We start from the raw sequence: 23,727 nt of genomic DNA on the forward strand, positions 1-23,727 counted from the left end.
CCCAACAGAGCGCATGATGGCAGCCTTTTGTCGCCGCCTGCGACTCTGATACGCGGGGCTTGCCCCTTGTCAGGCCATGTCGACAGCCAGACATCGCCGAACCGGCAGGGTTCCCCCCTGATTTCGGCAGGTTCGCGCCCGGCCCGGCCGCGCAGAAGGCGGCATTTCGCCCCGAATCGACCCGTCGCCTCAACACGATTCCCCGGCAGGAAGTTCCCGCAAAAACATGTTAATTAAATGCATATTTCTTGCGGGCTTCAGTCTGGCGTCAGGCTGAAGGCGTTTTCTGCACCGACCGGCCTGACACCGCGGCCGGCGCAACGCTCCAGAGGACGAACGAACATGCGCAGCATTCTCATGCGATATGCCACCCCGTCGACGATCGGGCTTTTCCTGGTCTCGCTGATCACCGGGGTCGCCCTTTTCTTCCATGTCGGCCCTTCCGCCTTTCATGGCATCCACGAATGGCTCAGCATGGTTCTGATCCTTGCCTTCGGCCTGCATCTCTGGCGCAACTGGCGACCGATGCTGCACTACATGAAGGGGCGCCCGCTGGCCCTGTCGCTGGTGATCACGCTCCTGGCCTCGGCCGCCTTCTTCTTCCTTCCAGCAGGCGGCAAGGGCGGCGGACGGCCTCCGGCCTTCGGGCTGGCGATGCAGGTGATGGCGCAGCCGCCCGCCACCGTGGCCCCTGCCCTTGGGACCACCGCCGAGGAGCTGACCGCCCGGCTTGCCGCTGCGGGCTTCGCGGTGACAGATCCGGCCCGGCCGCTGAGCGAGATCGCGCGCGCCTCGGGCAAGTCTCCGATGGCGCTTGCACGGATTCTGATCGACCCGCCGCGCTGAACGCCCGCAACATCTGCGAAAGGCCCGCCCGGCCCGGGGCGGGCCTTTCCCCTGCCCGGCGGCTCTGGCCCCGGCGAAGCCCGGCCCGACCGGAGTTTCGCGGATCTCCCCGCCGTCACGCCTGAGAAAGAGCGCAGAAAGCCGCAGCCGACGCCTTGGCATCGGCCTCGATTGCGGCGCGGCACCAGCACCGTGACCGATGTCGGGCTGTCAGCCAGCGGCGCGCGACGCCTCTGATCCATGCTATGCGCCGCCGCCCGCCGAGATCGATCCGATGCCGCTAACCGACCGAGCGCGCCACCGGCCAGGCCTCAAGAGCCTGAAGCGCGTTTTCGGCCCCGAAGCCGTGCGCCACTTCGGCCAAACGGTCGACGCCATGCACTTGGCGATACCGGAAAGATCGAGCGCAAGCGCCCCATGCTTGCGCGCTCGCCGGTTCGCGGGATCGAGTGCCAGCCCCGTCCTCAGAACCATGACCAGCCCCGCGGGACGATCGCCCCGGATGCCACCCCGCGCCTGGTTCAGCCACATCAGGTCGCTGTCGGGCCGGCGCACCGACATCTCGGCCTCGACGCCCGCCACGGGCACTGCCAGGACCATCGTCAGGCGAGCGGAATCCTCACATTTCGCAAGCGAAGCTGGCGATATATCCCCCCCCCCGCGACCGGACGGCTCAAGCCCTTAGTGCCCAGCGGCAACACGATCTCGGAGGGGCTGTCGCGCAGATCCTCGACGGCGGCGTCGTTATGCAGCTCATAGCCCGCATCGAACAGCGCCTCGGCCAAATCGAGACTGACGGTCAGGGTCCGGCCCGCACCGACGCTGGCGCCGGGGATGCCCTCCAACTCGGCGCTGTCGCCGCCGCAATCGGCCATTTTCGTGCTTAAGGTCTCCTCGTCGCCGAGGACCGGGCACGGAGCGGTCAGGGCCGTGCCACGGCGAGGACGGTCGGCGGCGTCCTCACCTCTTGCCCTCCTGCCCGGTCGCGCTCAATTGGTCAGGGCGCGCGGCGCGGTGCCATTGTCGAAAAACCCGTTGGCGGGCGCCGTGCCGGGCGCTGGCGCCCGCAGCGCCTGACCGCCGCCGCTGCGCCTGTCGCACTCACGGCTGCAAGCGGCGCTCCGGTCCCGGCTCCGATCCTGGCGCCAGCCGTCATCCCGGTAGCCGCCGCCCCGGCCGTGATGGTCGCCGCCCCGGCGAGACAGGTCGCGATGGCGGTCATGCCGACCGCTCTGCGGCAGGCAACCGCCCGACCCCGCCTGCTGGGCCATGATCCGGGACGGGCCGGAGCTGGTGGGGCCAGAGACGGTCGGGGCGGATCCGGCGGATTGCGCGACGGCCGCGCTGGAAAGCCCGAGGGCAAGGCAGGCGGCCAGAAGCGGAAGCGAAATGCGGGCCATGTCGGTCTCCTTTTCGAAGGGTGGTATCGGTCGATGGCCCGGTTTTCGGCCTTGCGCCTGATCGTCACCTGACAGCGCGGCGAAAACCGCTTCAGCTTCCCGTCAGCCGGGGCACGCTATAAGTTCGAGCCAGGACAAGGACGAAGCGATGCGCATCCTGCTGATCGAGGACGACGGCGTGCTGGGGGCGGCGGTGGCCGACCAGCTGCGCGCCGATGGCCATGGCGCCGACTGGGCGAAGCGGCTCGACGAGGCTGCCGACACGCTGGCGGTGGGTGCCTTCGATCTGGTGCTGCTCGACCTGATGCTGCCCGACGGGCGCGGCATTCCCTTCCTGAGGGCGATGCGGGCGCGGGGCGACGCGACCCCGGTCATCATACTGACCGCGCTCGATCAGGTCTCGGACCGGATCGAGGGGCTGAATGCGGGCGCCGACGACTATATGGTGAAACCCTTCGATCTCGACGAGCTGTCGGCCCGGATCGGATCGGTGGCGCGGCGCTATTCGGGCAACCCGAACCCGCTGATCCATCTGGGACCGCTGGAAATCGACCTTGCCGCCAAGGCGGTGCGGCGCGACGGGCGGCCTGTGACGCTGACCCATCGCGAATGGGCGCTGTTCGAGGCCTTCGTGCAGGCGCCGGGGCGGCTGCTGTCCAAGGCGCAGCTCGAGGAACGGCTCTATTCCTTCGATGACAGCATCGAGAGCAACACCATCGAGGTCCATGTCAGCCGTCTGCGCAAGAAGCTGGGCCGCAGCGTGATCGACACCGAACGCGGGCTCGGCTACCGGCTGGGCAGCCCGTGAGGGCGCCGCGCTCGCTGCAGGGGCGGCTGGCGCTGGCCGTGGGGCTGGCGGTGACCGTGCTCTGGATCGCCGCGGCAGGCGCGACGCTGCGCGAACTGCGCCACGAGATGGACGAGGTCTTCGACAGCGCGCTCCGCGACGCCGCCCACCGGCTGCTGCCGCTGGCGGTGCGCGCCCATGAGGGCCGGCACCGCGACGACGACCGGCATGACGGCCGCCGTATCCGGCATGCGCGCGACTGGTCCGAACGCATCCGCCAGTTCGACGGCGAGGTCGAGGATCTGAGCTATGTGGTGCGCGACCGCGACGGCACGGTTCTGCTGATCTCGGACGATGCCGATCCGGAGGATTTTCCGGCCTTCCGCAAGAAAGGTTTCCGCCGGACCGCGACCCACCGGCTCTATTACGACCGGGCGCGCGACGAGGATGTGACCATCGCCGTGGCCGAGCCGCTGTCGCACCGGGCCGAGGTCGCGCGCGAGATCGCCGCCAATCTGGCGCTGCCGCTGGTGGTGGTGATCCCGCTCAGCCTGCTGGCCATCGTGATCGCGGTCGGCACCAGCCTGCGGCCGGTACGGGCATTGCGCCAGTCGCTGGCCGAACGCGGCGCGCGCAATCTCTCGGCGCTTGGCGAGGGCGCGCTGCCGACCGAGCTGCGCCCGATTGTCGGCAGCATCAACGACCTGCTAACCCGGCTGCGCGCCGCCTTCGAGGCCGAACGCAGCTTTGCCGCCAATGCCGCGCATGAGCTGCGCACCCCGGTCGCGGGCGCCATCGCCCAGGCCCAGCGCCTGCGCGCCGAAACCACCGACAGCGCCGCCGCCGCCCGCGCAAGCGAGATCGAGGCGACGCTGAAGCGGCTGAACAGCCTGTCGGAAAAGCTGATGCAGCTGGCCCGGGCCGAGGGTGCGCGGCTGACGGCGACCGAGCCCTCGGACCTGCGGCCGGTGCTGGAAATCGTGGCCGGTGATCTCGAACGGCTGGGCCGGGGCGGACGCATCGCGCTGTCGCTGCCCGAGGGGCCGGTCCTGTCCGATCTCGACCCCGATGCCTTCGGCATCCTCTGCCGCAACCTGATCGAGAACGCGCTGAAACATGGCAGGGGCACCGTCGATGTCACGCTGGACGCCCGGGGCGTGCTGTCGGTCGCCAATGGCGGCGATCCGGTCCCGGCCGCGGACCTCGCCCGGCTGACGGCGCGCTTTGCCCGGTCGAATGGCGGCACCGAGGGGGCCGGGCTGGGGCTGGCCATCGTGCGCACCATCGCCGAGCGGAGTTCCAGCCGGATCGAGCTGGTCTCGCCGCGCCCGGGCCGGAGCGACGGGTTCGAGGCACGCTTTACCCTGCCCGGGTCGCGCTAGCTTCGGGACCGCAGCGGCGGCCGGGTCAGTCAGGCTTTGGGTCAGTCAGGCATCGGCGGTGGCGAGGGCCAGCCCGTCGACCACCGCGGTGAAAGCCTCCGAGCGGCGGATCGCGGCGGCAGGACAGACCGCACGGGCCTCGGTCTCGACCAGCCCCATCAGGCTCGAGCCGCCGACCAGCACCACCGCGCCGATCCGGTCGGGACCGGCCTGGGCCAGCATCAAGGTCTCGTAGATCGCCATCCGCAGCGCCTCGCGATAGGGCGCAAGCGCCGCGTTCAGCGAGCCCGCGGTGATCGGCGCCCCGAGGCCGGGCCCGATCTGCCCCATCTCGATCCGGGCACGCGCCCCACCGCCATTGGCGGCGATCTTGCCCGCCTCGACCGCGAAGGCCAGTTCATGCCCGAGCCGCGCGCCGATCACATGGCCGAGCCGTTCCATCGCCGCCCGGTCGACCGCGTGGCGTTCCATGTCGGCCACCGCCCGCTCGGTCTCGCGGGTGTAGAGGAAGGGGATCATCGCCCAGGTCGAAAGATCGACATAGAGCGCCTTCGGCACCGGCAGCAGCCCCTCGCCGAAGCTCCGGCGCAGCTCGCCGCCAAGCCCCAGCAGAGGCATCGCATGGGCCATCGAGACCGCATGGTCGAAATCGGTGCCGCCAAGCCGGATACCATGGCTTGCCAGGATCTCGATGCCGCCGGGCGCCGCGCGGAAGACCGAGAAATCCGAGGTGCCGCCGCCGATATCGACGATCAGACCCAGCTCGTCCGACCGGGCATCGGCGCGGGCGGCCAGCGCCGCGGCCTCGGGCTCGAAGCGGAAGCCCACCTCGCGAAAGCCCGCCGCCTCGTAACAGCCGCGCAGATCGGCCTCGGCGGCGGCATCGCGGGCCGGATCGGCGCTGTGGAAATGCACCGGGCGCCCCGACAGGACGCGATCGAAACGGGTGCCCGCATCGGCCTCGGCCCGGGCCTTCAGCTCGGCCAGAAAGCCGGTGACGATCTCGGCCAGCGTCCGCCGCCTGCCGCCGATCGGGCGCGCCTCATGAAAGAGCGCGGTGCCCAGCACGCTTTTCAGCGCCCGCATGTAGCGCCCCTCCTCGCCCGCGATCAGCGCCTCGGCCGCGGCCGAGCCGATCCGGAGCGGCGCCCCCCGCTCGTCGGGAAAGAACACGGCGGTGGGCAGGGTCTGGGCGCCGGGCTCGATGGCCAGCCTGCGCACCTGTCCCCCGTCCAGCACCGCCGCGGCCGAATTGGAGGTTCCGAAATCGACGGCAAGCATGGCGGAGGGGCTGGACATGGCGGGGATCCTTCCTGGGGCGAAGCCCGGCGCGGTATCAAAAGCCGCGCCGCCCCGCAAGGGGACACGCTTCCGCCCGGCAGCAAAGCTTGGTTTTCGGACCGTCCTCAGGCAGAGTTTAACAGGAAGGCATTTTTCGGGAGAATTTTTCCAGCGAGGCGTTTTTCATGTCATTGGACCTGCTTGTCGCGGCCGCTTCCATTGCCGCCGCCGAACCAGACCCCGGCCTGCCGCCGGATCGCCTGAGACTGACCCTCGAATACCGGTCCCCGCCCGATTGCACGGTCGAGCGCGGGCGCATGGCCAAGCTTCTGAAGGGCGAGCGCTTCAGCCTCGAGCCGCTCGACGATCTGCTGCCCTGCTTCCTGGTCCTGCAATTTCCCGGTGTCCGGCGACGGATGGCGCCCGAGAGCCTGTTCGCGGCGGCCGGTGCGCTGGCCGAGGAGATGGGGCTGGTCTCGGCGGTGCCAGATATAGGCGCAAGCTTCGTCGTCGCCCCCGACGCCCCCGACGCCTCCGGGCGCAGCGAAAGCGTGGCCGATGCCTTTCTGGACCTGACCTGCCTGGTCGCGCCCGACGAGACGCTGGCCGATGACTGGGCGATCGACGCCATCAACGTCAAACCGGTCTGGGCGCGCGGCATCACCGGGCGGGGCGTGCTGGTGGCCCAGCCCGATACCGGCGTGGCGGATCATCCCGAACTGGCGGGCATGCTCGATCTCGGCCAGGCCTGGAACACGCTGACGGCCACGGCCGACCCGACCGACCCGCTTTCGGCCGACATGAGCAGCCCGGGCCATGGCACCGCGACCTCCTCGACCCTGGCCAGCCGGGCGCCGGGCCGGGTGTTCGGCGCCGCCCCGGGGGCCGAGGTGGTGCCGATCCGCTGCATCGACGCGGTGGTGCTGAGGCTCGATCCGACCCCGGTCGCGCGGGCGATCCTGCATGCGGTGCATATCGGCGCCGACGTGATCTCGATGTCGCTGGGCGGGGTGCTTTATTCGCGGGCGATGGCGGCGGCGCTGGAACGCGCGGCCGCGGCCGGGATCGTGATCGTCTCGGCGGCGGGCAATTGCCTGCAGCCGATCACGGTCTATCCGGCCCGCGACCCGAACGCGGTCGGGATGGCCGGAACCAACCATCTGGACCAGCCCTGGAAGGGCACCAGTCGCGGCAGCCGGATCGCCGCCGCCGCCCCGGCCGAGAATGTGCGGGTCGCGCGGCGCCGGCCCGACGACCAGGGCCAGGGCACGACCGGGCCCAGCCAGGGCACGTCTTTCGCCGCGGCGCTGACCGCAGGGGTCGCGGCGCTCTGGATCGAGCATCATGGCCGCCAGCATCTGCGCGACGAGGCGGCGCGGATCGGCATCACCGTCAACGACCTGTTCCGCACCGCGCTGAAAGCCTCGGCGCGGCGGCCCGCGGACTGGCCATCGGGCATGGGAGCGGGCATCGTCGATGCCGATGCGCTGTTGCGGCTCGAGCTGTCGCGCATCCAGCCGCTGTCGGCCCCCGAAAGCGCCGCACCGCCACCGGAAGACGCGATCCTTGCCGCGCTTGACGAAAGCTATGAGCAGATCGAGACCGGCGCGGACGACTGGCCCCGGATCGGGGCCGAGGTGATCTATCTGCTGGGCGATGCCTGGCTGCGCGAGAACCGCGCCGCCGGGGTGCCGGTCGAGACCACCGCCTGCCCGCGCCCGAGCCCGGGGCTGGTCCGCGCGATGCCCGAGCCGGTGATGCGCGGCCTGGCGGCGCGGCGGGATGCGGGCGCCTTCACCCCGCCGCTGATCTCGGCCACGGGCCCCTCGGCGCAATATGCCAGGCTGCTGGCGGCGGGCCAGCCCGGCACCGCGGAATCGAGCGCGAAGCTCAGCGAACCCGAGGCGCGGGCGCGGCTTTCCGGCGAGGGCGCCGGACGGCTGATGGCCAAGACCCGCACCTGTTTCGACCGGCTTCAGGCTTGCGGGCTCGGCGATCGCAACGCCCAGGCCCGGGTACTGGAGGGCGCCGAGGGCGTAATCCGCATGGCCGCCGAGGACCGGCTGCACCAGCTCGACCTGCCCGGCCGGATCGCGCTCGAGGCGCTGGTCCGGATCCAGGACCGTCCGGCCTTTCGGGTCACGGGCGACAGCGTCGATATCGACGATCCGCTGGCAGGCGACTGGGCGCCTTTTCTCGGGCTGGTGGCCAATTTGCCGGACTGGACCCGCTCGGTCGGCCGGATCGACCTCGACGGTATCCATATCGGCAGCGGCTTCCTGATCGGGGGCGGCCAGGTGATGACCAACCGCCATGTGCTGGAGGCCTGTGCCGACGAGCTGACGGGGCCGGGCGGGACGCTCTGGCGGTTCGGCCGCGGCGCCGTCACCATCGACTTTTCCGAGACCGCCGATGGCAGCCAGTGCCATGCGCTGACCGGCGTGGTCATGGCCGGGCCCGACCCGATCGGCGGCGTCGAGCGGCTCGGCCATCTCGACATGGCGCTCCTGAGCCTCGATGCGGCCGCGCCCGGCCTGCCGCGCGCGCTGCCCTTGGCCCGGCAGCTTGACGATGCGGCCGAGATGGTGGTGATCGGCTACCCGGCCCGGCCCGGGACATCGGCCTTTGTCGATCCGGCGACCGGGGCGATCAGCCGCGAAATCGGCACCCGGCTGCGCGAGATCTTCGGCACCGATTACGGCCGCAAATACGTGGCGCCGGGCCACGTCATGCAGGGGCCGGGCCGGCTTCCGGGCGACAGCGAAGGCTGGGCCGCCAGCCATGACTGCACCACGCTCGGCGGCAATTCCGGCTCGGTCCTGGTGCAGTTCACCGCGACGCCCGCGGTGGCGGGGCTGCATTTCAGCGGCGCGCCGCTGACCGCCAACAAGGCCCATGCGCTGGGCCAGGTCGACCGGAGCCGGTTCGGGCCGATCCCCGGGGCGACCTGGCTTTAGCGCGCGAGGCCCGGGGCAATCGCGCAACTTGCCCGCGGCCCCGGGGCTCGCGCGACGTCTTCGAGACGGCCCCCGACGCAGTCGGCGCGCGCCATGCAGGTGACCGACACCGGGAACCGGCTCGACCCGTTGCCCGCCGGGGCCCAGCGCGACCGGAGGGACCTCGCCGCCGCGATACCGCAGAGCGATGGCGATGGCTAACCGGGCGCGGCCCTGTTCCGGACGGTCGCCGGTCTTGCCGCCGGGATCAGCGACGAGACCCGCCCCGAGAGGCACAGCATCAGGGGGCGTTTCGACGAGATGGACCGGTGCAGGGCATGAAACGGCGGGACAAACGTCCGGGCCTAGATCGGCTCGATCAGCTCGGGGCCGTCGGCGCGAGTCGAATTGACCGCCGTTCCGACACGGTGCAGCTGCACTACCCCCTCATCGGCCGGGCGCATCAGCAGTGCCGCGCCATGCCCCGCCTCGCCAAGCCAAAGCGGCCAGTCGGCGGGCTCCAGGATCACCGGCATCCGGGTATGGATCTCTGCCATCCGCGCATTGGCCCCGGTGGTGACGATGGCGCAGGTCGTCAGGCTGTGGCCGTCGCGTTCCCAGTCCTGCCAGATCGCGGCGAAGGCCAGGGGCGCGCCGTCGCTGCGGGATATGTACCAGGGCAGCCGCGCGCCCTGCGGACCCCTCTGCCATTCGTAGAAGCCCGAGGCCGGGATCAGGCAGCGCCGCTGGCGCGCGGCGGCGGCGAAGGCGGGTTTGTGCGCCAGCGTATCTGCCCGGGCATTGATCAGAAGCGGCCCGTCACTCGGGGTCTTGTACCAATGCGGCAGGAAGCCCCAGCGCATCGGACGCAGCCGGCGCAGCCCTCCGGCCGAGGTCACGGCCGCCACCATGTCGGTCGGACAGATGTTGAAGTCGGGGCCGCCCGGCAGATCATTGCCGGGCACCGCTTCGAAAGGCTCGGCCATCGCCTCTGCCGGCATCGTGATCGCGAACCGTCCGCACATGCGCCATGGAAGGCGCGGTAGGCGCAGGCTGTCAACAGCCGCGCGCTGGGCGCAACCCAGCCGACCGCGTCGGTGCCCCCCCTTGCCCTTGCAAAGCACCGGGGGCTAGATGGGCGCGACCGTTTTTCCTGTCCCAAAAGGCTTTGCCATGACCAAGAACCCCCCTGTCGATTTCAACGACCGGATGCTCTCTCTCGGGCTTGCCCGGGTGTCGGAAGCCGCCGCCATGGCCTCGGCCAAACTGATCGGCCATGGCGACGAGAAGGCCGCCGACCAGGCGGCAGTGGACGCGATGCGGCGGCGGCTGAACGAACTCGACATCAAGGGCGTCGTGGTCATCGGCGAGGGCGAGCGCGACGAGGCACCGATGCTGTTCATCGGCGAGGAGGTCGGCTCGGGCGAGGGCCCGGCGGTCGACATCGCGCTCGATCCGCTGGAAGGCACCACGCTGACCGCCAAGGACATGCCGAACGCGCTGGCCGTGGTCGCGATGGGCCCGCGCGGCACCATGCTGCACGCCCCCGATGTCTACATGGAAAAGCTGGCGATCGGGCCGGGCTATCCCGAGAATCTGGTCACGCTGGACATGTCGCCCACGGAACGGGTCAGGGTTCTGGCCGAAGCCAAGGGCGGCGGCGCCGACGACATCACCGTCTGCATCCTCGAGCGGCCGCGCCATGAAGACCTGATCGACGAGGTCCGCGCGACCGGCGCCGCGATCCGGCTGATCACCGATGGCGACGTCGCGGGCATCATGCATTGCGCCGATCGCGGCCGCACCGGCATCGACATGTACATGGGCTCGGGCGGCGCCCCCGAAGGCGTTCTGGCCGCCGCCGCGCTGAAATGCATGGGCGGGCAGATGTGGGGCAAGCTCCTGTTCCGCAACGACGACGAGCGCGGCCGCGCGGCCAAGGCCGGGATCACCGATCTGGACCGGGTCTATGCCCGCGACGACCTGGTTCGGGCCGACGTGATCTTCGCCGCGACCGGGGTGACCGACGGCTCGCTTCTGCCGGGGATCAAGCGCGAGGTGGGCTACCTGACCTCGGAAACGCTTCTGATGCGCTCGAAGACCGGGTCGGTGCGGCGGATGTTCTACCGCAACCCCACCAAGTAAGGCATGACGCGCGCGTATCTCGGGGTCGAGACTTCGGCAACCGGGCGGCGCTGGGTCGGACCCTCAGAGGAAGAGATGCGCCAGGCCGAGGCTCTGGCGCAATCCACCCTGTTGCCCGCCGCCGTCGCCGCCGTGCTGGCCCGCCGGGAAGTGACGGCCGAAACGGCCGCCGGTTTCCTGGACCCGACCCTCAAGGACCTCCTGCCCGACCCGCGCGCGCTGCGCGACATGGGGCGGGCGGGCGAACGCATCCTCAAGGCGCTGACCGGGCGCCAGCGGATCGCGGTCTTTGCCGATTACGATGTCGATGGCGGCGCCTCGGCGGCGCTGCTGCTGGACTGGCTGCGGGCCATGGGCCACCGCGCCACGCTTTATATCCCCGACCGCATCGACGAGGGCTACGGGCCCAACATCCCCGCGATGCAGGCCCTGGCCCGCGACCACGACCTGATCGTCTGCGTCGATTGCGGCACCCTCAGCCATGACGCGATCGCCGCCGCGACGGGCGCCGATGTCGTGGTGCTGGACCACCACCTGGGCGCCGAGACCCTGCCGCCCGCGCTGGCCGTGGTGAACCCCAACCGGCAGGACGAGGATGGCAGCCTCGGCCATCTCTGCGCGGCGGGCGTCGTGTTCCTGCTGCTGGTCGAGATCAACCGGCAGATGCGCGATGCCGGGATGCGCGGCCCGGACCTTCTGCAATCGCTGGATCTGGTGGCGCTGGCCACCGTGGCCGATGTGGCGCCGCTGATCGGGGTCAACCGCGCGCTGGTGCGCCAAGGGCTGAAGATCATGGCCCGGCGCCAGCGCCCCGGGCTGGTGGCGCTTTCCGACGTGGCGCGCATGGACAGCGCCCCCACCCCCTATCATCTGGGCTTCCTGCTGGGGCCCCGGGTCAATGCCGGAGGCCGGATCGGCAAGGCCGATCTGGGCGCGCGGCTGCTGTCCACGGCCGACCCGGACGAGGCCGCCTCGCTGGCCGAACGGCTCGACCAGCTCAACACCGAACGCCGCGAGATCGAGGCCGCCGTGCGCGCCGCGGCCCTTGCCCAGGCCGAAGAGCGCGGCACTGACGGGCCGCTGGTCTGGGCCGCCGGCGAGGGCTGGCATCCGGGCGTCGTCGGCATCGTCGCGAGCCGCCTGAAGGAGGCCACCAACCGCCCCGCGGTGGTGATCGGCTTCGACGGCGACGAGGGCAAGGGCTCGGGCCGGTCTGTCTCGGGGGTCGATCTGGGCGCCGCGATCCAGCGGCTGGCCTCCGAGGGGCTGCTGCTGAAGGGCGGCGGCCACCGCATGGCTGCCGGGCTGACCGTTGCCCGCGACCGGCTGGAGCCCGCCATGGCGCGGCTGGGCGAGCTGCTGGCGCGGCAGGGCGCGGGAACGATGGGTCCGGCCGATCTGCGGCTCGACGCGCTGTTGATGCCGGGCGCGGCCACGGTCGAGCTGATCGACGAGATCGAGCGCGCGGGTCCTTTCGGTGCCGGCGCTCCTGCCCCCCGCTTCGCCTTCCCCGACTGCACCATCCTGCATGTCCGCCGGGTCGGCGACGCCCATCTCAAGCTGAGCTTCGGCGACGGTCTCGGCGCGCGCATCGATGCCATCGCCTTCGGCGCCTTCGACGGCCCGCTCGGCCCGCTGATCGAGGCCCATGGCGGCGCCCGCTTCCACCTCGCGGGGCGGCTCGAGATCAATTCCTGGAACGGACGGCAGTCGGTCCAGCTGCGTCTGGAGGATGCCGCGCGGGCGATCTGAACCGCCTCGGGCCGCGTGGCGAAGAAACTTTGCGGGAAGACGCAAAAACCTCTTGCGCCGCTCCGGTGATTTGCCTAATTACCGCGCCACGCACCGAGCTGGCCCGTTCGTCTATCGGTTAGGACGCCAGGTTTTCAACCTGGAAAGAGGGGTTCGACTCCCCTACGGGCTGCCACTCGTGCGAAACAGCTCTGAAATTATTTATGTTTTCGCTGTTTTTGTATCACGAATTTCAAGTGATACACTGTTCTCTATATGTTCATCACCCATGACCAGCTTTTTCAGCTGCGCCGCGCGCGTGTAACGCTCGGCCTCCTGAAGGGTCTGGTGACCACCCCATGCCATAATCGCATGCGCAGTTCCGCCCGCTTCAGCGATGGCTGTCAGTCGCGATTTTCGAAGGCCGTGTGCAGACTTGCTGATGCCTGCGGTCCGGGCTGATTCTGCGATAAGGTTGCCAAGCCCCTTCACCGACCGGACCTTGCCGTTTGCCTCCAGGAAGGTGAACCCGCCAGATGTGACCTGCAGGGCATCTTTCACCTGGCTCAGTTCCACAGCCCATCCACTTGCAAACGCCGGAAGCGCGCTATTCCATGGCACATGTGCGGGCTTGCCCACCTTGCTTTGCCGATAGATCAGAACGCCATCATGGTCGATGTTGCGCGGCCCAAGCGTCACCGCGTCAATCGTCCTGGCGGCCGTCCAGAACACCAGCTCAAAGGCTGCGCGGGCGGTCGTTCCAATCGGCCAACGCTCGCGGTAAAAGGCAATTTCGGCCGCGCTCCACGCGGGAAAGCCTTCTGACTTCACGATCCGCCGCTTGACCTGAATGGATGGGTCGACTTCGATTTCGCCGCGCCTCTTGGCCCCGGCCATCACGCGCCGCCACGCTTTCAGCCGCGTGTTTGCCTTTCCGTCTGACAGTTTGGCCAGATCGGCCTCAATGTGCTTCGGTCTGATCGCCTTGGTTTGCGCTTTTCCATAGGCTTCCGACATCGCATCGAATTCGCGCTTCATCGCGCTGCGATATACTGCGGAAAGGGACTTCCAGTCCCTGCCCGCTTGTTCGGCGCGGATGGATGCGGACAGGGAGCCAATGGCCACCGGCGCGACGCGGGCAGCCTTAGCCAGAGGGTCGGCGCCTCCGGCTTCCGCAGCGGCCCACGCAGCAACGAAATCCGGATGTGTTTCCGGCAGGTCGGGAAGGCGAATTCCTGTCGCGCGATGGTATTTCACGACGCGATCACCACGTCTTTGACGCCTGACCCCCTTCAACTGGACACCCCAAACAGGCTGTCGCATTCCGAATCTCCTGAAAGGTTCCCTTCAGTTGGGAGCCCGGAAGCAAATGCGTCAAGGTCAAGCCTGTCATATAGGCGCTTCGCGCCAAGCTGGCGACGCGGGATGTTCAGGCTGCGCAGTGTGCTGGTGCTGACCCCGAGATAGTGCGCTGCTTCAGGTGCGGGAAGCAGTCGCGGGGCGAACTGAATATCACGCGTGCGCATCTGGCATCCCGCCCCACGCCTCGCCATCGACCTTTCCTTCCTTCATGGCGCAATCGACCAGCTCGGCGACGGCTTCGCGGAAAGCCTTGTCGGCGGGCTCTTCGACCGGCTTCGGAAAGGCGGCTGAGGCCCAGCAGATACCGCCGCCGCATCCCAGGCTGTCAGTCACCAGCTCGCCGCAGGCGGAGCAGATCCGGGGCTCGACTGGCGGTTGCCCGGCCTCCGGATCGCCCAGCAGAAGCCGCTCCGCGCGGCGCGGATCGTTGGCCAGGCGCAGGCGCCAGCAGAGATTGACAGCGGCCATCACGCCCGCGCGGTAGCGCAGATCCTCGCCGAGCTCGGCCTCGATCCGGTCGAGCCCCCAGCGCAGCGCGCGCTCGATGTCGGGCGTCCAGCTGCCGCCCAGAAGCGAGCTGCGGACCAGGTCGCGACCGAAGAGCCGGATCATGTCCTTGCAGTCATCGCGAATGATCAGCCGGGCCTCGGCCGGGGTCACCTCGGCATTGAACCGGCCGAAGCTGCGGGTGAAGGTCTCGGCCATCATGCGGCCTCCTTTCTTGCGTTTTCGCCCCATTGGTCCGCCGCAGCAGCGGCGAGGCCTTCGAAGGTGCGGGATCTGATCTTCCAGCGGTCGGGTCCGAGCGGGGCCCGGTGGACCGCGCTCCAGCGCTTGTGCGCCTCGGTGCCGGGCGCGGGCGGGGTCAGGCGGTTGGTAGCGTTCAGCGGCGCGAGGCCGCGCAGATAGAGCCCGGTCGCCTTGAAAACCGGCTCGCCGAACCACCAGGGCTGCACGATCTGCGGCTTCGGCAGATCGGCCGGCAGCCGCGCGCGCCCGTGCCGGTGCATCACCGGGTTCTCGACCGCGACGCGCGGGATCGGGGCGCGCCAGCAGGCCGAGAACAGCGCGGCGCCCTCGTCGAGCAGCCGCCACATGATCGCGCGGCGGGTGTCCTCGGGCAGATCCGGCCAGGCGGAGCGTTCGTCCGGGCGCGCCTCGGCCGGGGCGTTGGTCGGCGGCACATGCAGCCAGCGCACGCCCGAATTGCAGAGCCGGGTGCAGGGCGGATGCATCACCGCGAGCAGATCCCAGCCGAGGTGAAGCACCTCGCGGATATCGCAGATCATGTGCCGGTTGGTGGCATCCTCGGCCGGAAGCAGGTCGCAGGACCAGACATCATGGCCACGCGCGGCGAAGGCCCGGCGCATCACGCCCGAGGTTTCGCAGCCGATCAGGATCCGGAGGGGATGCATCAGTCGAAGGGACAGAGGCGGATGGCCGCCTCCATCCAGTTTTGCGCGGCCTCGGCCTCGTCGCGGCCGGTGGCGACCAGTCCGAACAGCTGGATCTCGTAGAACGCCACCCGGCCCGGCAGCGCCGGGATCTCGATCCCGTGACGGCGGAGCGCACCGCGGATCGCGGCGAGGCGGACCTCGGGCGATGCGCCACGCCATTCGACAACGAACTCGGCCAGTGCGTCGGGCGGCGGGGCGATGGCGTCCATGATGCTCATGCGTCACCCCCTGCCCGGGCCTGCGCGGCCAGGGCGCCGAGGGTGACGGCACGGCCCTGCAGCCGCTCGGCCCGGGCGAAGGCGGCGCGGGCCAGCAGCGGCTTGCCGTCCCGCGCGCTCGATTTCGCGGCGACGCGGGCGGTATTGGCTTGCGCGCGGGCGGCGGCAGCCTCGGCCGCGAGCCGGTCGGCGATCTGCGGGGCGATGGTGAGGATCGCGGCCATCAGAGGCTGGCCTTCGCGATCCGGGCCAGCATGAGCCCGCCCCCGGCCGAGCCGATGAAGGCAAGGCCGATGAACAGGCCGAGCAGCGCATCGCGCCAGGTGCCGAAGCCGTAAGTTGCAGGAAGGTCTGGGATTTTGGGGATGCGGGGCATGGTGTCCTCCGGGTCTGGGCATGGGATGCCCGCCCGCGCGGGGCGGGGCACCGATGCTCAGGCGTCGGAGCTTTCGCCGCCCTCGCCTTCGCCGGAGCCATCTCCCTCACCGGTCGCGGCGGGGTCGCGGTCATTGCCGGTGGGGGCGGTGTAATAGACGCAGCCCGGCGCGTTGCTGCGCTGGAAGGCGTTGGTGCCCTGGATCGGGGCGAAGCAATCCGGGGCGGAGGCAGGCGACACGGCGGTCGCCTGGTCTTCCGTGGTGCCGGTCGCGGCAAGCACGGGCGCGGCCAGCAGGGCCAGTGCGCTGGCGGTTAGGATGGTCTTCATGGTGATCCCCTTTGCTTGGTGTGCGACGGGATCATTGTGGGAATTTATGCCCACGTCAAGAACATTGTGGGAGTAAATTCCCACCCCACACGTGCCGCTCTTGTCCTTAGTATCGCCCCCTGATCTGTGAGACCCTAAAACAACCGCACAAAAAGGTGGGTGAGGCGGAGATTTTTTGTTACTACGTTATTGCACAATCGCGATTTTATGTAGTAACGTTAATTCATGCGTATCGAGTTCGACCAGTCCAAGCGCGACAGCACCCTGGAAGCCCGAGGCCTCGATATGGCCGATGCTGCGGAAGTGTTCGACGGGCCGCACATGACGGTCGAGGACGACCGCATCGCCTACGGCGAGGCCCGGTTCATCACCATCGGGTTCATGTCGGGCCGAATGGTCGTGTTGGTCTGGACCGAACGCGGCAGAGCGCGCCGCATCATCAGCATGAGGAAAGCCAATGGCAGAGAGCAAAAAGCATACGGCCCCCGATTTGAGTGACGACGCTCCCGATCTGTCCGCTCCGGAATGGCAGCAGAAGTTCGCTGCTGCCAAGGTCCGGCGGGGGCGCCCGAAGGCCGAAAAGACGAAGATCAGCACCACGATCCGCCTGAGCCCCGAGGTCATCGAGTATTTCAAGGCGGGTGGGCCGGGCTGGCAGAGCCGAATTGATGAGGCTTTGAGGAAGGCGGCGGGCCTCTAGAGGCCTTATTTCGTTGCCCCCAGGATCAGACCCGTCGCGCCAGCTCTGCAGGCCAGTGCAGCTTGATGGGGGCGGCCCATTTGAGCTTGACGCCGTACATCGGCGGCGTTTGATCGTTGAAGCTGTGCAGATCGAAAAGCCCGGGCTCCCGCCCCTGGCGGATCAGCTTGACCCAGCCGAAGCCATCTTCGCACTCGCAAACACATCGCTTGCCGATGGCTTCGCTCGGGACGCCCTCGGCTGACCAGCGAGTATAGAACAGCAGGTCCCCGGCCGAATAGACCGGCTCCATGCTGTCGCCCTCGATCTCGACTGCAACGATGTTGTGCGGGGAGAGGCCGGGCGGGCACTCGACCTGCGGTCCATCGCCCTTTTCGTAGACATCGAAGACCGGCACACGAGCCCCGGCGCCCACCTTGCCAGCGATGGCGATGGTGGGTGCGTCCGCCGTTCTGGGGGCTCCATTCTCGATCTCTTCCACAGACATTCCGAGCGCATTCGCGATCTTCGCAGTGGTTGTTCGCCGTGGCGATTGGATTGCCCCTTCGAACATTCTGCGGATCGTCGACTTATCGAGGCCAGCCTTCGCGCTTATGGTTGCGGGCCGCAGCTGCGGGTCAGCCTCGAAGACCTTCCTGAGCCCTGCAATGAATGGATCCTCTGTCATGGGGATATATTCCCATGTGCGGGCCGCATTCGCGATGGGCAAAAATTCCCTTGCCAACGTAGGTATAAATACCCATCATGCGATGCCATGGAACAGCTCATCGCAGAAATTGAAGCCTACGCGGCTGCTTGGTCGAAATCCCCGCAGAAGGTCCTGCGCGACGCCATAGGCGCGAGCTGGGGGCAGTGGGAGGCATGGAAGTCCGGCCAGGCCAGCCCGACGATGCGCGTCGCCGACAAGCTGCGCGATCACATGCGGACCAATCCCGCCCCCGCGATCCCCGAGGACGCCGCCCGATGCTGACGACGTCCACCCCTCCGATTTCAAACCCAAACCCTTTCGCACGGATCAACCATACGGGGGCCGTCATGCAAAAGTCCTTCCAGAAGTTCCGCGACCCGCAGGAGCGGGAGCGGAAATGGTTCGCCTCGCTGCTTTGGCGGTCATTCCCCGAAGCGACCAGCGAGGCCCAGCTGGCGGATCTTGTGGCCGAGGCGCTGAACACGGCGCATCGGCCTGTGAACCCGCGCACGGTGCGGAACTGGCTGCGTTCCGAGAACGCGCCGGGGCTGCATTACGTCGTGGCGGTGCTGGCGCTCGCGGGCGCCGAGACAGTCTTCGAACTCTTCGACCCGGAGCAAACGGCATGACACTGGCAACTCGGATCTACTGGCGTATCGCCGGACGCTTCAACCAGGTGCGCGCGGGCAGAGCCCGCGCCGCCGCCCGCGTCTTCGAGGCGCGGGCCGAAAAGTTTTTGGCACGTTTCAAGGGGGGCCGGGCATGACTGTCCGGGCCGAGGTCGCGGCCGAGTTCCAGGCGACAGCGCTTGCCATGCAGTCCCGGCAGCGCCCGGTGTCGATCCGGGACCGCCTGCGCCTCGCGCTGGCAGGGCTCGGCTCGGGCGACGAGGAATTGCGCGCGGCCATCGCACGCTTTCTGGCCGATCACGATACGGCCCCCGCCGCCGCCGGAGCCGCCCTGCAGGAGACGATCCTGCGGCGCTGCACGGCCGCCCCTACCCGCCACGCCTGGCAGGACAGGGCCGATCTCGATGGCTGAGGCCCCGCTCACCCGCGCCGATCAGGTGCTGATCGCGGCCGCCGCCGCGCTGGCGGTGCCGCCGGTGATGGATCGCGACCTGACCGCGCGGCGGATGGCGATGGCGCTCGACGTCATCCCGCATGTCGCTCCGGACGGCCCGACTTGCGGGCTCGCCTTCGAGATCGAGGCGATGGATCGCGCGCGGCGGGCCGGGGATGGCCCGACCTTTTCCGACTGCCACTGGCGGCTGCGCAGCGCCGTCGCCCGCTTCTTCGAGACCCGCGCGGCCCATGCCCATGAGCGCTGGCGCCGGGAAACCGGCAAGGCGTGAGCGCCATGCCCCCGCGCGAGGATCCCCGACTGGCCGAGGCCCGCGCGCTGCCCATCGGCGAAGTGGCCGAGCGGCTCGGCATCGCCGGGCTGAAACCGCCGCAGGCCATCGAGCGCGTCGGCCCCTGCCCCGTCTGCGGCGGCCGTGACCGCTTCGGCATCAACTCCGCCCGCAACGTCTATAACTGCCGCCATTGCGGCGGCGGCGATGCCATCGCGCTGGTCGGGCTGGTCAAGGGCTGCGATTTCCGCGCCGCGCTCGACTGGCTGATGGGCACGCGCGAGCTGGAAACCGACCCCGCCGAGCTGGCCCGGCGCAAGGCCGCCCGCGAGAAAGAGGCGCGCCAGCGCATCCGGCAGGCCGAGGCCGCGCGGCGCAACGCCATCGCCCAGGCCCGCGCCATCTGGCACGACTCCCGCCCGGCCGAGGACAGCCCGGTGCGCGATTATCTCGCCCGGCGCGGCCTCACCCGCGCGCGGCTGCCCGAGCTGCCCGCCTGCCTCCGCTTCCATCCGGACCTGCCCTACATGGTGCCCGCCGAGGGCAACCGGGGCCGCTGGCGCGAGATCCATCGCGGCCCGGCCATGGTCGCCCTGGTGCAGGCGCCGGGCGGCCGGGGCAGCGGCATCCACCGCACCTGGCTCGACCTCGGCCAGCCCAAGGGCAAGGCGGTGATCGCCCATGAGGGCGAGACCCTCGCCGCCAAGAAGACGCTGGGCTCGGTCAAGGGCGGCGCGATCCGGCTGGCCCGGTCCAGCGGCACCCGCGCCATGGTGATGGGCGAAGGCATCGAGACCACCTTCTCGGCGCTGGCCGCCCGCGCCCTGCCCGGCGCCGCCTATTGGGCCGGGATCTCGCTTGGCAACATGGCGGGCCGCCGGATCACCCGCGGCAAGGGCATGCGCTTCGCGGGCGTGCCCGATCTCGACGATCTCCAGGCCTGGCTGCCGCCTGCGGGCGTCGAGCACCTGGTCTTTATCCAGGACGGCGATTCCGAGCCGCGCAGCACCCGCGCCCAGCTCCTCTCGGGGCTGCGCCGGGCGCGCGCCCGGGTGCCGTCCGTCACGCGGATCTCCATCGTCCATGCAGGCGAGGGCCGCGATCTCAACGATGTACTGATGGGGGAAGGCGAAGAATGACTGACGACCCGCTGGACCGCGTCCGCGCCACATTCGCGGCGGCCGAGGACGTGGATATGGGGGACATCCCGGCCCCCGACGACGTCCCGGACGATCCGGGCGACGCCCCGGACGGCGGCGCGGAGCCCCCGCACCCCCCTGACGGAACCGCCTCCGAAGATCCGCTCGGGCCGATCCGGGCGGCGGCCGGACAGCCGCTGAACGACTATGGCAACGGCCAGCGCTTCTGCATCCATTTCGGGCAGGATCTGACCTTCGTGCCCCGGGTCGGCTGGTTCGTCTGGACCGGCACCCATTGGGAAAAGGATCCCGACGAGCTGGCCGTCCGGCGCAAGGCGCAGCGGATCTGGGCGCTGAGCGCGCCGGCGAATGCCCCGCGGACCGTGTGCGGCTGCCATCCCGTTTCGGCGACGATCTCGTCGATGGTCGCGCCGCCCTCGGCGCGGAGCATCTCGATCAGCTTCGCCTGCTTCGTGCCCGTGCGCGGTGTGCGCGCCTTGGGCGCGGGGTCGGCCTCGGCGGGGGTGTCTTGCGGGGGCTCTGCGCTCTGCGCCTCGTCGGCGCCCGTGGGCGCGCTGTGGCCGCTCGGGCGCGACCGGCGACTGGGCGGGCTGGGATCTCAACGTCGCCCTGTGGACCGATGGCACCTGGCTGCGCCTGCCGCCCCGGACCGGCTGGCGGGCGTGGGTCGAGGACGCGGGCCTGCTTCTGGTCTACGATGGCGCAGGCTGGGTCGGGACCACACCGGCGGCGCTGCAGAACCTCGCGCTGCTCGGGCTGGGGACGACGGCGGATGCGTCGAACCCGTTCTCGGCCAAGCTCAACGCCGCGCTCTGGACCGCGAAGACGGTGGCCGAGGGCGGCACCGGCGATCTTTTCTACACTATGAACAAGGAGGCTGCGGGCGACGATCTCGGGCTGACGCTGCAGACCGGCTTCGTGACCAAGGCGCTGGTGGGCCTCTTTGGCTCCGACCGATTCCGCCTCGCGGTCTCCACCGACGGCAGCACCTTCTTCGACGGGCTGAGCGTCGACAACGCTACCGGCATCGTCGACCAGCCACGGCTGCCTCGGTTCAAGGCGTACACGAACTACGACAACTACGTCGGAGTCGGGTCCTGGCGCCGGTGGCCTTCACGCGAACCGGCCGCACGGGATACGGGGCCCCGGCGGGGCTGGTCGATCCCGCGATCATTCCCTGGAACGGATCGGCCATGTCGTCTCTCCTGTCATTTCTTCGCTGGAGGCGTGGTATCCATCGGGCTGAGAGAGCGTGGCGACCTGCTGTCCCCAGAGGGCGACCAGTCGCCCACGAGCATGCGAGGATCGTCGCTGGTGCTGGATCGCCAAGGACCACAGTGACCGCAGATGCATTCGAGGCGAAACCGCTTGCGGAACAGCCCGTAGCCATACCAGCGGGCCCAATCCCCGCACGGGCATTGCGACCCGACTTCCAGCACCCGGTCGCGAAAAAGGGCCATCACTGCACCATGCGCACTGTCGCCCCGCGCGAGCCCCAACGCGCCAGAGCGGCGATCATCGCCTCGACCCAACGGGGTGGCACCTGCGAGGACACCGTCCCGACCATGTGGGCAGCCCCGTAAGCCATTGCCATCCGCCACCAAGGCAGCGTGATCCGCACATCGAGCGTGTTTGCCATGTCGAGCCGCCTTCGCCTTGGGTCACGTCCTCCGATCTTCCAGCGCGCTCCGTTGAAAATGGATGTGCCGGGAGCTTGATCTGGTGGCCAGCCCCTGCGCGGGACTGGCCCGTTCGCCCTTCGGAATGAGGGGGACGGTGGGCGAGCTATGGGATGGGCGCGGGCCGGGCCGCGCACGTGCATCATACCTGAGAGGGAGAAGGTCCGCCGCAAGAGGACGTGATAGCGGAACGAGTCGAGGCCCCGAAACGAAAACAGGGGCTCGCGTTTCCGCAAACCCCTGACGATGATGCCAATCTGGCACGCCGACGGTCTTCAGTCAAGGCATTGGGTAGTGACTCACTTTGAAAACACAGGAAGACCAAAGTATCGCTCCGGGGTAGGAACGTCAGTCTTAGGCCTGATATATGCGAACCGATCATCAAGTTCTTCGGCCCGGCGGATTGCATCAGCCTTCTGAGCGTCTAGTTCCTCCAGATCAGAGAGTCTTTTTTCGACTTGCGCTACAAGTGTCATTTGCTTTTCCCCATTAGAGACCGACTCGGTGGTTGTGCATGAAGAAGCCCAACCCCATGCGGTCGATGAAGCCAGTGAGTGGATCGTTGTATTCTCGAATTAGCGTTCGGAATTCTATGTCGTCCGAGTAATCGTCGATCTGGATGCGCATTGCCTCTAATTTTGGCAAATCTATGCTACGTCCATGCGACCGCCAAAGCGTATGATTGCCAAGAGCGGTCGCGATCTCCTCGGCCCGATTCTCCTTTTCCTCATGCGTGACTGGAGTGCCGGGATTGTTAGTACGGTGGTGCGTCCAATCTTTGAATTTGAACTCTACGAGCCATTTTTTCAGAAGGTCTTTGGACAAGTCCCTCGCCTGCTCAAAGAGCGCAAGCTTCCCCAGATCCATACTTCTCAGCAACACTACATCAGCGGGGGCCAAATCACCCTTCTCGGTGATTTCTTTAACCTTATCTAAGTACCCCATGGCAGGCACATACTCTCCAGTATCTGGGGCTGGAACCTGCGGGTCAATTGGACCAAGGCTCGACGAATAATCCATGTATATCTTGTCACCTGCCATGCAAAGTATAGTGCCAGCTGACATTGATATATCAGGTACAACGAAATAGACGAGCCCGTAATGTTTTCTAAGCACAGCGACCATGCGCTCCGCTGTTTCCGCCGATCCGCCACCAGTCCGTATGAAAACAGCCACAGCATCGTCGGTTCGCGAGCTTTTTAACTTCATCTCCTCCACATAATCGCGGAAGTTGCGGAAGAAGTTTGGCTGTATTCCGCCGCTGTAGAAGAGCACATCTGCTTTCAAGCGATCCTCAAGAGCTTCGGCTCTCTTGTTTACAAGATCGAATATGGATCGGTCAAAAAGATCAAGGCTCATTTCTTCCAGCGGGCCTCTGTTACCAGTTTCACGACTTCACGGCGGTCAACTTTTGAAAGCCTGTCGGCGTAAACCTTCGCATCAGCCAAGCAGTTCGGGCGCTTCGCCGGTTGCTTCAAGGTCGTCTCTTCGATTTCGCCAATCGCGATCTTCACGATATACAACGCGTTGCCGCTCACGTCCGCAGGGCTCTTCTCCCCCTGTGGTCCTTGCGGCATGTTGGCTCTCCTGTCTCCGCCCGCCGTGTCCCAAGCTTGCCAAGAGGATGGCACGGCCTCGGGTGATTTGACCATAGCCTTTACATGGGTTACTATCGCTGCAAAAGTAGGGATCGTACCATCACATCCTGCTGCGTCGCAGGTTAACGCTAGGTGGATGGTTCGTTTCCGCCGCGTCGCCAATCCCCCCGAATTTCTAACTGAAACACCACCAAGCCCTGCTATCGCGGAAGAGCGATGCGGCCATGGCTAGGATGCATTCGGCGGCAACAGTGCCTGCCACCGACCTCTCTACAGGCCCCAATATTCACGCGTTCT

The 23,727-nt window shown here is 68.3% G+C and carries 31 protein-coding genes and 1 tRNA gene; 16 read left to right on the forward strand and 16 right to left on the reverse strand.

Annotation, left to right across the window (positions count from 1 at the left end):
- The first annotated feature begins 342 nt into the window (after nt 1-342).
- On the forward strand, nt 343-846 hold the full coding sequence (locus tag A6W98_RS00715) for a DUF4405 domain-containing protein (RefSeq protein WP_042456581.1): 504 nt from the start codon (nt 343-345) through the stop codon (nt 844-846).
- A 602-nt stretch (nt 847-1,448) separates the two neighbouring features.
- Here A6W98_RS00715 and A6W98_RS00725 read toward each other — a convergent pair.
- Nucleotides 1,449-1,721 carry a DUF2271 domain-containing protein gene (locus A6W98_RS00725; RefSeq protein ID WP_052677878.1) on the reverse strand — a complete coding sequence of 91 codons (273 nt, stop codon included), beginning with the start codon at nt 1,719-1,721 and terminating at the stop codon, nt 1,449-1,451.
- Between the two features lie 114 nt (nt 1,722-1,835).
- The gene (locus A6W98_RS00730; protein ID WP_042456586.1) at nt 1,836-2,246 is read right to left on the reverse strand and encodes a hypothetical protein; all 411 of its coding nucleotides are present in this window, start codon (nt 2,244-2,246) and stop codon (nt 1,836-1,838) included.
- A 148-nt stretch (nt 2,247-2,394) separates the two neighbouring features.
- Between A6W98_RS00730 and A6W98_RS00735 the strand changes: the two genes are divergently transcribed.
- Together A6W98_RS00735 and A6W98_RS00740 are read left to right on the forward strand one after the other, a co-directional pair.
- Nucleotides 2,395-3,054 carry a response regulator transcription factor gene (locus A6W98_RS00735; protein WP_042456589.1) on the forward strand — a complete coding sequence of 220 codons (660 nt, stop codon included), beginning with the start codon at nt 2,395-2,397 and terminating at the stop codon, nt 3,052-3,054.
- On the forward strand, nt 3,051-4,415 hold the full coding sequence (locus tag A6W98_RS00740; protein ID WP_042456592.1) for an ATP-binding protein: 1,365 nt from the start codon (nt 3,051-3,053) through the stop codon (nt 4,413-4,415). Before A6W98_RS00735 ends, A6W98_RS00740 begins: the two co-directional genes overlap by 4 nt.
- 45 nt (nt 4,416-4,460) lie before the next feature.
- Here A6W98_RS00740 and A6W98_RS00745 read toward each other — a convergent pair whose 3' ends face one another.
- Nucleotides 4,461-5,714, reverse strand: a complete 1,254-nt coding sequence (locus tag A6W98_RS00745; protein ID WP_042456595.1) for an Hsp70 family protein — start codon at nt 5,712-5,714, stop codon at nt 4,461-4,463.
- A 167-nt stretch (nt 5,715-5,881) separates the two neighbouring features.
- Here A6W98_RS00745 and A6W98_RS00750 point away from each other — a divergent pair, with 167 nt between their 5' ends.
- Nucleotides 5,882-8,653 (forward strand): S8 family serine peptidase, encoded by a 2,772-nt coding sequence (locus tag A6W98_RS00750; protein WP_081251719.1) that lies wholly within the window; start codon nt 5,882-5,884, stop codon nt 8,651-8,653.
- 344 nt (nt 8,654-8,997) lie between these two features.
- On the opposite strand, the gene A6W98_RS00755 is transcribed toward A6W98_RS00750, so the two are convergent.
- Nucleotides 8,998-9,657 (reverse strand): SOS response-associated peptidase, encoded by a 660-nt coding sequence (locus A6W98_RS00755; protein WP_042456601.1) that lies wholly within the window; start codon nt 9,655-9,657, stop codon nt 8,998-9,000.
- A 148-nt stretch (nt 9,658-9,805) separates the two neighbouring features.
- Here A6W98_RS00755 and glpX point away from each other — a divergent pair, with 148 nt between their 5' ends.
- The 3 genes from glpX to A6W98_RS00770 all read left to right on the forward strand — a co-directional run bounded on the left by glpX (nt 9,806) and on the right by A6W98_RS00770 (nt 12,704).
- A complete protein-coding gene (gene glpX, locus A6W98_RS00760) occupies nt 9,806-10,777 on the forward strand; it encodes a class II fructose-bisphosphatase (protein ID WP_042456604.1) in 972 nt (323 codons plus the stop codon).
- A gap of 3 nt (nt 10,778-10,780) precedes the next feature.
- Nucleotides 10,781-12,529 (forward strand): single-stranded-DNA-specific exonuclease RecJ, encoded by a 1,749-nt coding sequence (gene recJ / locus A6W98_RS00765; RefSeq protein WP_045291827.1) that lies wholly within the window; start codon nt 10,781-10,783, stop codon nt 12,527-12,529.
- Between the two features lie 100 nt (nt 12,530-12,629).
- Nucleotides 12,630-12,704 (forward strand) — tRNA-Glu (locus A6W98_RS00770).
- A 26-nt stretch (nt 12,705-12,730) separates the two neighbouring features.
- Here A6W98_RS00770 and A6W98_RS00775 read toward each other — a convergent pair.
- The 7 genes from A6W98_RS00775 to A6W98_RS00800 form a co-directional block, all read right to left on the reverse strand.
- Complete coding sequence (locus tag A6W98_RS00775; protein ID WP_042456610.1) at nt 12,731-13,831, reverse strand: site-specific integrase; 1,101 nt, start codon at nt 13,829-13,831, stop codon at nt 12,731-12,733.
- A gap of 189 nt (nt 13,832-14,020) precedes the next feature.
- Nucleotides 14,021-14,578, reverse strand: coding sequence for a hypothetical protein (locus A6W98_RS00780; RefSeq protein ID WP_042456614.1), 558 nt, complete (start codon nt 14,576-14,578; stop codon nt 14,021-14,023).
- A complete protein-coding gene (locus tag A6W98_RS00785; protein WP_155734873.1) occupies nt 14,575-15,288 on the reverse strand; it encodes a hypothetical protein in 714 nt (237 codons plus the stop codon). Before A6W98_RS00785 ends, A6W98_RS00780 begins: the two co-directional genes overlap by 4 nt.
- On the reverse strand, nt 15,285-15,545 hold the full coding sequence (locus A6W98_RS21415; protein ID WP_042456620.1) for a hypothetical protein: 261 nt from the start codon (nt 15,543-15,545) through the stop codon (nt 15,285-15,287). The genes A6W98_RS00785 and A6W98_RS21415 overlap by 4 nt, the downstream gene beginning before the upstream one ends.
- Nucleotides 15,542-15,769, reverse strand: a complete 228-nt coding sequence (locus A6W98_RS00795; protein WP_042456623.1) for a hypothetical protein — start codon at nt 15,767-15,769, stop codon at nt 15,542-15,544. Before A6W98_RS00795 ends, A6W98_RS21415 begins: the two co-directional genes overlap by 4 nt.
- The gene (locus A6W98_RS20730) at nt 15,769-15,921 is read right to left on the reverse strand and encodes a hypothetical protein (protein WP_155734691.1); all 153 of its coding nucleotides are present in this window, start codon (nt 15,919-15,921) and stop codon (nt 15,769-15,771) included. Before A6W98_RS20730 ends, A6W98_RS00795 begins: the two co-directional genes overlap by 1 nt.
- Before the next feature lie 57 nt (nt 15,922-15,978).
- Nucleotides 15,979-16,251 (reverse strand): hypothetical protein, encoded by a 273-nt coding sequence (locus A6W98_RS00800; RefSeq protein ID WP_042456625.1) that lies wholly within the window; start codon nt 16,249-16,251, stop codon nt 15,979-15,981.
- 225 nt (nt 16,252-16,476) lie between these two features.
- Here A6W98_RS00800 and A6W98_RS00805 point away from each other — a divergent pair, with 225 nt between their 5' ends.
- Both A6W98_RS00805 and A6W98_RS00810 read left to right on the forward strand, forming a co-directional pair.
- Nucleotides 16,477-16,749, forward strand: coding sequence for a BrnT family toxin (locus tag A6W98_RS00805; RefSeq protein WP_042456628.1), 273 nt, complete (start codon nt 16,477-16,479; stop codon nt 16,747-16,749).
- Nucleotides 16,709-16,951, forward strand: a complete 243-nt coding sequence (locus A6W98_RS00810; protein ID WP_042464351.1) for a BrnA antitoxin family protein — start codon at nt 16,709-16,711, stop codon at nt 16,949-16,951. Before A6W98_RS00805 ends, A6W98_RS00810 begins: the two co-directional genes overlap by 41 nt.
- Nucleotides 16,952-16,976: 25 nt before the next feature.
- Here the strand turns inward: A6W98_RS00810 and A6W98_RS00815 are convergent, their stop codons facing one another.
- Nucleotides 16,977-17,660, reverse strand: coding sequence for a S24 family peptidase (locus A6W98_RS00815; protein ID WP_155735147.1), 684 nt, complete (start codon nt 17,658-17,660; stop codon nt 16,977-16,979).
- 45 nt (nt 17,661-17,705) lie between these two features.
- Here A6W98_RS00815 and A6W98_RS00820 point away from each other — a divergent pair, with 45 nt between their 5' ends.
- From A6W98_RS00820 to A6W98_RS00840, 6 genes are all read left to right on the forward strand, one after another.
- Nucleotides 17,706-17,921 (forward strand): hypothetical protein, encoded by a 216-nt coding sequence (locus tag A6W98_RS00820; protein ID WP_042456633.1) that lies wholly within the window; start codon nt 17,706-17,708, stop codon nt 17,919-17,921.
- A 65-nt stretch (nt 17,922-17,986) separates the two neighbouring features.
- Nucleotides 17,987-18,268 carry a hypothetical protein gene (locus A6W98_RS00825; RefSeq protein WP_042456636.1) on the forward strand — a complete coding sequence of 94 codons (282 nt, stop codon included), beginning with the start codon at nt 17,987-17,989 and terminating at the stop codon, nt 18,266-18,268.
- On the forward strand, nt 18,265-18,405 hold the full coding sequence (locus tag A6W98_RS20735) for a hypothetical protein (RefSeq protein ID WP_155734692.1): 141 nt from the start codon (nt 18,265-18,267) through the stop codon (nt 18,403-18,405). Before A6W98_RS00825 ends, A6W98_RS20735 begins: the two co-directional genes overlap by 4 nt.
- Nucleotides 18,402-18,680 carry a hypothetical protein gene (locus A6W98_RS00830; RefSeq protein ID WP_042456639.1) on the forward strand — a complete coding sequence of 93 codons (279 nt, stop codon included), beginning with the start codon at nt 18,402-18,404 and terminating at the stop codon, nt 18,678-18,680. The genes A6W98_RS20735 and A6W98_RS00830 overlap by 4 nt, the downstream gene beginning before the upstream one ends.
- Complete coding sequence (locus A6W98_RS00835) at nt 18,673-18,993, forward strand: hypothetical protein (RefSeq protein WP_042456642.1); 321 nt, start codon at nt 18,673-18,675, stop codon at nt 18,991-18,993. The genes A6W98_RS00830 and A6W98_RS00835 overlap by 8 nt, the downstream gene beginning before the upstream one ends.
- Nucleotides 18,994-18,998: 5 nt before the next feature.
- Nucleotides 18,999-20,132 carry a DUF7146 domain-containing protein gene (locus A6W98_RS00840; protein WP_081251720.1) on the forward strand — a complete coding sequence of 378 codons (1,134 nt, stop codon included), beginning with the start codon at nt 18,999-19,001 and terminating at the stop codon, nt 20,130-20,132.
- Between the two features lie 205 nt (nt 20,133-20,337).
- Here A6W98_RS00840 and A6W98_RS20075 read toward each other — a convergent pair whose 3' ends face one another.
- Entirely contained in the window at nt 20,338-20,583 is a 246-nt protein-coding gene (locus A6W98_RS20075) for a DUF3489 domain-containing protein (RefSeq protein ID WP_231098332.1), read from the reverse strand.
- An 89-nt stretch (nt 20,584-20,672) separates the two neighbouring features.
- Here A6W98_RS20075 and A6W98_RS21760 point away from each other — a divergent pair, with 89 nt between their 5' ends.
- Entirely contained in the window at nt 20,673-21,494 is an 822-nt protein-coding gene (locus tag A6W98_RS21760) for a DUF2793 domain-containing protein (RefSeq protein ID WP_406678834.1), read from the forward strand.
- 118 nt (nt 21,495-21,612) lie between these two features.
- Here the strand turns inward: A6W98_RS21760 and A6W98_RS00855 are convergent, their stop codons facing one another.
- From A6W98_RS00855 to A6W98_RS00865, 3 genes are all read right to left on the reverse strand, one after another.
- Nucleotides 21,613-21,792 carry a hypothetical protein gene (locus tag A6W98_RS00855; protein ID WP_042456648.1) on the reverse strand — a complete coding sequence of 60 codons (180 nt, stop codon included), beginning with the start codon at nt 21,790-21,792 and terminating at the stop codon, nt 21,613-21,615.
- A gap of 529 nt (nt 21,793-22,321) precedes the next feature.
- Nucleotides 22,322-23,191 (reverse strand): SDH family Clp fold serine proteinase, encoded by an 870-nt coding sequence (locus tag A6W98_RS00860; protein WP_042456651.1) that lies wholly within the window; start codon nt 23,189-23,191, stop codon nt 22,322-22,324.
- A complete protein-coding gene (locus A6W98_RS00865; protein ID WP_042456654.1) occupies nt 23,188-23,409 on the reverse strand; it encodes a hypothetical protein in 222 nt (73 codons plus the stop codon). The genes A6W98_RS00860 and A6W98_RS00865 overlap by 4 nt, the downstream gene beginning before the upstream one ends.
- Nucleotides 23,410-23,727 lie beyond the last annotated feature (318 nt).

The sequence above is a fragment of the Rhodovulum sulfidophilum DSM 1374 genome, assembly GCF_001633165.1.
Classification (GTDB): domain Bacteria; phylum Pseudomonadota; class Alphaproteobacteria; order Rhodobacterales; family Rhodobacteraceae; genus Rhodovulum; species Rhodovulum sulfidophilum.